The 9342-nt window shown below is 31.2% G+C and carries 11 protein-coding genes; 8 read left to right on the forward strand and 3 right to left on the reverse strand.

Annotated features, from left to right (window positions below):
- The first annotated feature begins 122 nt into the window (after window positions 1-122).
- Together HMPREF2881_RS10020 and HMPREF2881_RS10025 are read left to right on the forward strand one after the other, a co-directional pair.
- A complete protein-coding gene (locus tag HMPREF2881_RS10020) occupies window positions 123-1079 on the forward strand; it encodes an NAD-dependent epimerase/dehydratase family protein (protein WP_002449055.1) in 957 nt (318 codons plus the stop codon).
- A gap of 174 nt (window positions 1080-1253) precedes the next feature.
- Window positions 1254-2333, forward strand: coding sequence for a branched-chain amino acid aminotransferase (locus tag HMPREF2881_RS10025; protein WP_002488398.1), 1080 nt, complete (start codon window positions 1254-1256; stop codon window positions 2331-2333).
- A gap of 752 nt (window positions 2334-3085) precedes the next feature.
- Here HMPREF2881_RS10025 and HMPREF2881_RS10030 read toward each other — a convergent pair.
- Window positions 3086-3280, reverse strand: a complete 195-nt coding sequence (locus HMPREF2881_RS10030; RefSeq protein WP_002449037.1) for a hypothetical protein — start codon at window positions 3278-3280, stop codon at window positions 3086-3088.
- A 692-nt stretch (window positions 3281-3972) separates the two neighbouring features.
- Here HMPREF2881_RS10030 and HMPREF2881_RS10035 point away from each other — a divergent pair.
- Window positions 3973-4203 (forward strand): hypothetical protein, encoded by a 231-nt coding sequence (locus HMPREF2881_RS10035; protein ID WP_002488402.1) that lies wholly within the window; start codon window positions 3973-3975, stop codon window positions 4201-4203.
- 282 nt (window positions 4204-4485) lie between these two features.
- Entirely contained in the window at window positions 4486-5187 is a 702-nt protein-coding gene (locus tag HMPREF2881_RS10040) for an HAD family hydrolase (protein ID WP_002488392.1), read from the forward strand.
- 142 nt (window positions 5188-5329) lie between these two features.
- Here HMPREF2881_RS10040 and HMPREF2881_RS10045 read toward each other — a convergent pair whose 3' ends face one another.
- Both HMPREF2881_RS10045 and HMPREF2881_RS10050 read right to left on the reverse strand, forming a co-directional pair.
- Window positions 5330-5992 (reverse strand): deoxynucleoside kinase, encoded by a 663-nt coding sequence (locus tag HMPREF2881_RS10045; RefSeq protein ID WP_002449060.1) that lies wholly within the window; start codon window positions 5990-5992, stop codon window positions 5330-5332.
- Entirely contained in the window at window positions 5985-6602 is a 618-nt protein-coding gene (locus HMPREF2881_RS10050) for a deoxynucleoside kinase (protein WP_002455719.1), read from the reverse strand. Before HMPREF2881_RS10050 ends, HMPREF2881_RS10045 begins: the two co-directional genes overlap by 8 nt.
- Window positions 6603-6665: 63 nt before the next feature.
- Here HMPREF2881_RS10050 and tadA point away from each other — a divergent pair, with 63 nt between their 5' ends.
- The 4 genes from tadA to HMPREF2881_RS11555 form a co-directional block, all read left to right on the forward strand.
- On the forward strand, window positions 6666-7154 hold the full coding sequence (gene tadA / locus HMPREF2881_RS10055) for a tRNA adenosine(34) deaminase TadA (protein ID WP_002488412.1): 489 nt from the start codon (window positions 6666-6668) through the stop codon (window positions 7152-7154).
- Between the two features lie 117 nt (window positions 7155-7271).
- Window positions 7272-8138, forward strand: a complete 867-nt coding sequence (locus tag HMPREF2881_RS10060; protein ID WP_002488393.1) for an HAD family hydrolase — start codon at window positions 7272-7274, stop codon at window positions 8136-8138.
- Between the two features lie 27 nt (window positions 8139-8165).
- Window positions 8166-8732, forward strand: coding sequence for an NADPH-dependent FMN reductase (locus HMPREF2881_RS10065; protein ID WP_002488411.1), 567 nt, complete (start codon window positions 8166-8168; stop codon window positions 8730-8732).
- A gap of 315 nt (window positions 8733-9047) precedes the next feature.
- The coding region (locus HMPREF2881_RS11555) for a YSIRK-type signal peptide-containing protein (protein ID WP_083310080.1) at window positions 9048-9342 on the forward strand (295 nt) is incomplete at its 3' end.

A 9342-nucleotide genomic window follows, 5' to 3' on the forward strand; every position in this document is an offset into this window, starting at 1 on the left:
TTATTACTTTAACGTACAATCTAATGATATATGTAAATAGTTTTATAATATAGTGGATCTAAGAATATGGGGAGTTCTAAAAAGTCGCTACTAGGATAGATAAGATAAAGGGAGAAATAATAATGAAGAGAATTGTAATTACAGGAGCACTAGGACAAATAGGAACTGAATTGGTACTAAAATGTAGAAAATTATATGGGAAAAATAATGTATTAGCCACTGATATTAAAGAGCTAGAACCACATTCATTGATTAATGATGGTCCATTTGAATTACTTGATGTAACAGATCGTGACGCAATGATGGCTGTAGTAGAAGACTTTAGAGCAGATACACTTATGCATATGGCTGCGTTACTTTCTGCAACAGCTGAAAAAAATCCTTTGCAGGCTTGGGATTTAAATATGGGTGGGTTAATGAATGCTTTAGAAACTGCAAGAATGTATGACTTACATTTCTTTATGCCAAGTTCAATTGGGGCATTTGGTGCGTCTACACCTAAGAAAAACACACCTCAAAATACGATTCAACAACCGACAACAATGTACGGGATAAATAAAGTTACAGGTGAATTATTATGCCAATATTACTTTAAAAAGTTTGGTGTCGACACACGTAGTGTAAGATTTCCAGGGCTCATTTCACATACCAAAGAGCCAGGCGGAGGTACTACAGATTACGCAGTAGAAATATATTTCGAAGCGGTTAGACATGGTCACTACACGAGTTATATCGCTAAACATACGTATATGGATATGATGTATATGGACGATGCCATTGATGCGATTATTCAACTTATGGAAGCGGATAGTAAGACACTTGTAATACGCAATGGTTATAATTTAAGCGCAATGAGTTTTGAACCTGAGATGATTAAGAAAGAAATTCAAAAACATATTCCTGAATTTACATTAGATTATGATGTCGATCCAGTAAGACAAGCGATTGCAGATACGTGGCCAGATAATATTGATACCAGTTATTCTCGAAAAGAATGGGGCTTTAATCCAAAGTATCATTTGGCTAAAATGACAGAAACAATGATACGAACGATTAAAGAAAATGAAGAAAAGACATAAGTTCATAATTAAAAAGGTGGTTTGGATTTTGACTCTCTTTTAAAGAGTATAAAAAAGAAAAGGGTTTCATTTTTTATTTTATTTGAATTTTTAGAAAATTTATTGAATAGACTATATGAGATTGCTATAATTTATATTAAATCTTATTCATGAAATATATTAGGAGGCTTCAACATGTCAGAAAAAGTTAAATTTGAACAACGTGACACACTTAAAGAAAAACCAGAAGGAAATCTTGGGTTTGGGCAATATTTCACTGACTATATGTTAAGTGTAGATTATGATGAAGAAAAAGGCGGTTGGCAAGAATTAAAAATTGTTCCTTATGCACCGTTTGAAATTTCTCCAGCAGCACAAAGTTTACACTATGGTCAAGCTGTATTTGAAGGTTTAAAAGCATATAAACATAATGGTGAGGTCGTATTATTCCGTCCAGATCAAAACTTCAAACGTATCAATGATTCATTAGCGCGTTTAGAAATGCCTAAAGTAGATGAAGAATTATTATTAGAAGGTTTGAAACAACTTGTTGATATCGAACGTGATTGGGTGCCAGAAGGCGAGGGTCAATCTTTATATATTCGTCCATTCGTATTCGCTACAGAAGGCATCTTAGGTGTTCGTGCTTCTAAAAAATACAAATTATTAATTATCTTATCTCCATCAGGCGCTTACTACGGCGGTGATACATTAAAATCAACAAAAATTTATGTTGAAGATGAATATGTACGTGCAGTTCGTGGGGGTGTAGGTTTTGCTAAAGTAGCAGGTAACTATGCAGCAAGTTTATTAGCACAAACCAATGCGAATAACTTAGGATATGATCAAGTATTGTGGTTGGACGGCGTTGAACAAAAATATGTTGAAGAAGTAGGTAGTATGAACATTTTCTTTGTTGAAAATGGCAAATTAGTAACTCCTGCGTTAAATGGTAGTATTTTACCTGGTATTACACGTAAATCAATTATCGAATTAGCAAAAGAATTAGGCTATGAAGTAGAAGAACGTAAAGTATCTATTGATGAATTATTCGAAGCTTACGATAAAGGCGAATTAACAGAAGTATTTGGTTCTGGTACGGCAGCAGTCATCTCTCCAGTAGGTACATTAAAATATGAAGATAGAGAAATTGTGATTAATAATAATGAACCTGGAGAAATCACTAAAAAATTATATGACACATACACTGGTATCCAAAGTGGTAAATTAGAAGATAAACATGGTTGGAGAGTTATTGTGCCGGAATATAAATAACTTATAACAACAAGCTGGAAACGTTATAACCACGCGGTTTCTATCTTGTTGTTTTTTATTTTAGAACAACTTTTGGGGGTATATCAAAAAGTGAGTTGGCTTCTTTTTTGTATAAAGAAACCACTCTTAACATAGCTTATGTCGAACTAAGTAAGAGTGGTGATGTAAAATAAATAAGGAGTAAAATATTATAACGAAATATTCTGCTAATTAAATTATACCCTTTACAAATAAAGATAAACAATTTTTTATCATTTTAATAATTAATTAGATTTAAATGTAAAAAATTTTATTTTTTATTTCAATAGTATAGATAATTAAATTTTATTATGTAATAATAAGTAATGAGATTACCTAAATGACAATCCTTGACTTAGTGTTTTTCTTCTATTACAAATACCATATACCTAATACCATTATTACTTAGGTAATCTCAGCATATGAAATTCATTTAAATGATATAGATCTTTAGGGGCATAAAGCCCCTTTTTGTATGTGAAAAAAGCCTCGCTAGTACACGACTAGTAAGACTAAGTTTCAATGAAAGTAATACTAATTATGATTTTGATCTGTTTGATTATCTGGCTCCAATTTTTATCAGTGATTTGGATAATCTTAGAGTAATTAATACGATATATATTTAATTCAAGTATCATCAAGATACCAATAATACAACAAAGTAAATTGAAAAAGTGGAAAGACAACTTTAAATGATGTCTTTCCACTTTTTTGAGAATAGAAAATATAAGGAATTAGATATTTAAATAATGTGAAGAAATAAAATTAATGAGATATCCCATTAATGCTAATATACCAAGTGATACAAATAGTGCAGAAAACCCTCTGCTAATTGTTTTATAAGCGAGTCCTTCATTTTGTGCTAAGAAGAAACTAAATATAAATAATCCAATTCCAATTCCGAATAAAATAAAAATAACGATTAACATGAATATATCCTTTCATTTTTAGTAATGATATGATGAATATCATTGTTAAAATTACTCAATAGTATATCATAAAGATATGTTATAGAATTTGATGAATCAGTTCATTCATTTTTTAAGTGAAGGTTATAATCACTGTATTATCTATTAATTAAACCACTTATAGATATAAAAGCAATAAGGCAAATTTTCTATTATTTTTCAATACATCTTTTTCATTTTTTTGGAATTTGATGAATAATTTGGACTTCTAGGCAACATTTAATATGAAATAATAGGGAAATCAAGACACTTTAGCATGAATCATATCAATTTAGGCAGAAATCCCCTATAAATTAAAATATGTACTAAACTATTAGTTGTAAACATATTTAAGGAGATGAAAACCATGTTAGATATCTTTAGTTTCATTAAAAAAGTATATGATTTAGTAAGTGGTATTCTTGTAAATGGTGAACCGAGAAATTAATTAATTGTTCCCCCTAATCGAATTGAATATATATTTTCATTAAATACTAGTAAAGCACGCTTTTTATTTAGATATAGTTACTAAATAAGAAGCGTGTTTCTTAATATATAATTTAAATTATAGCGAATTAACATTTAGGTATTAAAAGTAAACAATTAAGGAATTGTGCACAATTTTTTAATCGTTTATGATAAAGTTGAAACACATTAAATAAGAGGTGATGATAATGACTGAAGCTAAATATTCAAACAAGGAAATTGAAACAATGTCTGATTTTCATAAGAAAAAACATCGTGATACATGTTGTATAGCACCTAAAATTAAATATCATGAAGATAAATTTGTATTTTCTCCAGTTTCTGACGATACTGAAACATCAAATATTAAAACATTTATTACAGAATGCAAAAACTGTGAAAAAGTAGAATTTTTTAATATCGCACCTGTAAGGTTATAAATATATAATGAAATAGAATGTTGATACTTATCAACTTGTTGTGGACAATAAAAATGAAGTGATGTATGATATTCTTAGAGATTATTCCCTTACACATAGTCTCATTCCCGTTGAGGCATAGTAATGCCAAAGTTATTCAAAACTAGTTTTATATATTCTTAGTTGAGTCATACCTAGAGAGGTATGGCTTTTTTTATAAACATATACTAAGCAGTTCTTTTACTATACTTAAAAGAACAATGTATATTACAATGAAATATAAAATAAGGAGTGTATATATAAATGGAATGGATATTATTTGATAAAGATGGTACATTAATCGAATTTGATCATAGTTGGGAAAAAATTGGCGTACGTTTGGTAAATAGTTTCCTGGACACATTTCCTGTAGCAAATAAAGAAGCAACGCTTCGCAAACTAGGCGTTGTTAAAGATACGATTAGTCCGGATTCTGTTATGGGTTCAGGATCGTTAGATGAAATTGTTCATGCATTTAATGATGAATCTGGAAAAGATGTTTCTAAATGGACGCGTGATACAAGTCAAACATTAGTAGATAGCCGTGAACCAGAAAATAACTGGATAGATGGCGTTTATGATATGATTCAATCATTACGACAAGAAGGCTATAAAATTGGTATTGTGACTAGCGACTCTGAAAAAGGAGTGACACAATTTTTAGAAGAAACACATTCTAAAGATGCGTTTGATTTAGTCATTTCTACTGAAGCGCATGCGGCTGAAAAACCCAATCCTGAAGTACTTAAACCACTTTTTGATCATTACGATGTTAAACCGGAAGATGTAGCCATTGTAGGTGACACAAATAATGATATGAAGACTAAAGTGAATGCAAAGTTAGGTCTAGCCATTGGTGTATTAAGTGGTATCGCAAAAAAAGAGGAACTTGTGGATGCTGATTACGTGATTGAAACAGCTGTGAGTGTACCAGAAGTATTAAAAAAATATACACAAAATAATTAAACAAAAAGAGATTAAAGTATAATGGTTATTTTCTACATTTATAACATATTGGCAGCCAAGGACTGAATTAAACATGGGTTTACACCCACGTTTAATTCTAGTCCTTCTTGCCTAGATGAGACAGTAAAGTCTGTCTCTTTTTTTATCGATGATCTACATTTCGATATGTTTGAATAATATGTGCAATTTTGTCGATAATTGGATCTAAAGAGTCGGGGTTTTCATGAATATCATATTCATTAATATTCACTCTTACTACAGGACAAGCATTAAAATTGTTAATCCAATTTTCATAGCGTTTAAATAACTTTTTCCAATATACCGGATCAGTATTCATTTCCATATCGCGGCCACGTTGATGAATACGATCGATCACTTCATCATAGTCACAATCTAAATAAATTAAAACGTCTGGTTTAGGGAAATAGGGTGTCATAACCATTGCTTCAAATAACTCCGAGTAAGTTTTAAAATCTTCTTTACTCATTGTTCCTTGTTCTTCATGCATTTTTGCGAAAATATCAACATCTTCATAAATAGAACGATCTTGTATAAAGCCTCCTCCGTATTCAAACATGCGTTTTTGTTCTTTAAAACGTTCAGCTAAAAAATAAATTTGCAGGTGGAAACTCCAACGTTCAAAATCATTATAGAATTTATCTAAGTAGGGGTTATGGTCTACATTTTCAAAGGAAGTTCTGAAATTGAGTTTATCAGCAAGCGCTTGAGTTAATGTAGATTTTCCTACGCCTACTGTTCCAGCAATTGTAATAATTGCATTTTGAGGGATACCGTAATTATTCATATTTTATATCTCCTATCATGGGTTTAATTTGGTTTAAAATCAATTGATAATCTGATTCATTTTGTACAAAATCTAAATCAGAAGTGTCGATTAAAATCACATTAGCACCTTCGTTTTTTAATGTTTCATAAAATGATAAATAATCCTTTTTTAAATTAAGTAAGTAGCTATCTTCAATTTGATGTTCAAAGCTACGGTTACGTTTAGCAATACGACGTTTCAGTACATCTAAATCAGCATCTAAAAAGATGATCATATTAGGTAATTCAAGATCTTCAGTTAAAATATTGAAAATACGATTGAATTTATCAAATTCTGATTCGTTAAGTGTATTGCGGGCAAATATTCTATTTTTATAAATATGGTAATCACTTACCACACCTTGATTAATTTTTGCAATATCTTGTGCTTGTTTATAACGATTACAAAGGAAGAACATTTCAGTTTGAAAACTCCATTTTGAAATATCATCATAAAAATCAGAAAGAAAGGGGTTTTCATTAATGATTTCATTTTCTTCATAATAATTAAAGGTTTGGCTAATTTTATGAGTAAGAGACGATTTGCCAACGCCAATCGGACCTTCTATTGCAATAAATGGTTTATTCATAATTACATCTCCAAATGTTAAAATAGACATTGAGTATTTTATCATAAGTAAGGGATGACACATATGACAAATGATGAATTTTACATGAAATGTGCAATTGAAGAAGCGAAAAAGGCTCGACAGCTTGGTGAAGTTCCAATCGGAGCAGTGATCGTTAAAGATAACGACATTATTTCACGTGCTCATAATTTAAGAGAAACCCTGCAACAGCCTACTGCTCATGCTGAACACTTAGCAATAGAACGGGCAGCTAAAGTCATAGGAAGTTGGCGTTTAGAAGATTGTACATTATATGTCACATTAGAACCCTGTGTCATGTGTGCTGGAACGGTTGTAATGAGTCGTATACCACGGGTTGTATATGGCGCGATGGATCCTAAAGGAGGATGCAGTGGTAGTTTAATGGATTTACTACAACAACCACAATTTAATCATCGTGCAATTGTTGAACAGGGTGTGTTAGAAGAAGCGTGTAGCAATTTATTGAGACAATTTTTCCGTGATTTAAGAGCTAAAAAAGTTAAAAGAAACACATCATCGTACAAAAGATGATAAATTTGTTAAAATAGGAACGGTAAAACAAATTTAAATTTTGTAATTGTGTTCACTGAATATGTATGTTCTAAAATATAATAGCTGTAAGTTTAGCTAATGAAATGAGGTAACGGCATGATTAAACTGATTGCAACAGATATGGATGGGACACTGTTAAATGCAGCACATGAAATTTCAGAAGAAAATATTAATGCGATTAAATATGCTCAATCAAAAGGGATTACAGTAGTCATTGCAACGGGTCGTGCGTTTTATGAAGCAAGCACGCCCATGGCTGAAACAGATTTAAAAGTGCCTTATATTTGTTTAAATGGTGCAGAAGTACGTGATGAATCATTCAATATTATGAATACCTCTCATTTAAATCATGAATTAGTAGAACGAATTAAAGCGATTCTTGATCGAGAAGACGTGTACTACCAAGTGTATACGAATAGAGGGATTTATACAGAAGATCCAACACGTGATTTAGATATCTATTTAGATATTGCAAGAAATGCAGGCCAACAAGGTGATGTTGAAAAGATTAAAGCAGGGATTCAAAAACGTATAGATAACGGGACACTCAAAATTGTCGATAATTACAAGGATATTGAAGATATTCCGGGAGAACTGATAATGAAAGTACTGGCGTTTAATCCAGATCTTGAAAAAATTGAACGTATTGGAAAAGAATTATCGGCCATATCAAGTCTTGCTGTTTCATCATCATCACGTGGTAATTTAGAAATTACGCATTCAGATGCTCAAAAAGGAATTGCATTAGAAACTATTGCTAATCAACTTCATATTGACTTACAAGATGTCATGGCGTTAGGAGATAATTTAAACGATGTATCCATGCTTGAACGCGTAGGCTATCCAGTTGCGATGGACAATGCGATGCCCGAAGTGAAAGCTATAGCTAAATTGGTTACAGATACCAATGAACATAGTGGTGTAGGTAAAGCAATTATGAAAGTTTTAACTGAAGAGAAATAAATAATGTTTAAGAGGTGTTAGAACGAAATGAAAGGACTTATTGTAGTAGGAAGTGCACAAGTAGGTTCACATACCAATGCACTAGCTAAATATTTAACAGGACAATTCGATAATCATGATGTCGACGTAGATATTTTTGATTTAGCTGAAAGACCATTAAATCAACTTGATTTTTCAGGAACAACACATTCAACAGAGGAAATTAAAGCCAATACAAAAGCGTTCCAAGACAAAGCAATGGAAGCGGATTTCCTAATTTTTGGTACGCCAAATTATCATGGTTCATATTCAGGCATTTTAAAAAATGCGTTAGATCACATTAATATGGAATATGTCAAAATGAAACCAGTGGGCTTAATTGGTAACAGTGGCGGTATCGTAAGTTCAGAACCACTCTCACATTTACGTGTCATTGTTCGTAGTTTATTAGGTATTGCTGTACCTACACAAATTGCGACACACGATTCGGATTATGCAAAATTAGAAGATGGCACACTGTATTTAAATGACGAAGAATTCCAATTACGCGCAAAACTATTTGTCGATCAAATTGTATCATTTGTCAATAACAGTCCGTACGAACATTTAAAATAAATTATAATAATGTTAAAAAACACACTTATAAAGGAAGAAACGAGTTTAAAGAGCGATAGGTATCGCTCTCTTTTTATTTAACGAGAAAGATTGTATATCATTTGGAGATAATTATAACTTGGTCAAGTGAATTGACTTAAAAAGATTAAAGGTACCTATCTATTGTATGACCTAATATTTATTTTTTTATTGCAAAAAATTTTAAAAGTATTGTGTTAAATGGTAAAACACATTATCCTAGAAGTGTATTTACATATAATATTATGTGTATTTTACATTTTAAAGTGTAAATAATTTATTTATTAGGGGGTAAATATGAGTAAAAGAAGACAAGGTCCTATTAACAAGAGATTGGATTTTATTTCTAATAAGTTAAATAAGTACTCTATAAGAAAATTCACTGTAGGAACAGCTTCAATATTAGTTGGTGCTACATTGATTTTTGGTCACGCTGACAATGAGGCAAAAGCAGCTGAAGAAAATCATATGGAAAATACTTCTCTAAATAGTATAGAGAATGATAACGACAAAAATAATCAAAAAATTGACTCATCTAATGAAACTGCTACAACATCAACAGAAGATGTAACAACAAAAGAAGCGCCATCAA

This window comes from Staphylococcus sp. HMSC057A08 (assembly GCF_001812925.1).
GTDB classification, from domain to species: Bacteria; Bacillota; Bacilli; order Staphylococcales; family Staphylococcaceae; genus Staphylococcus; species Staphylococcus hominis.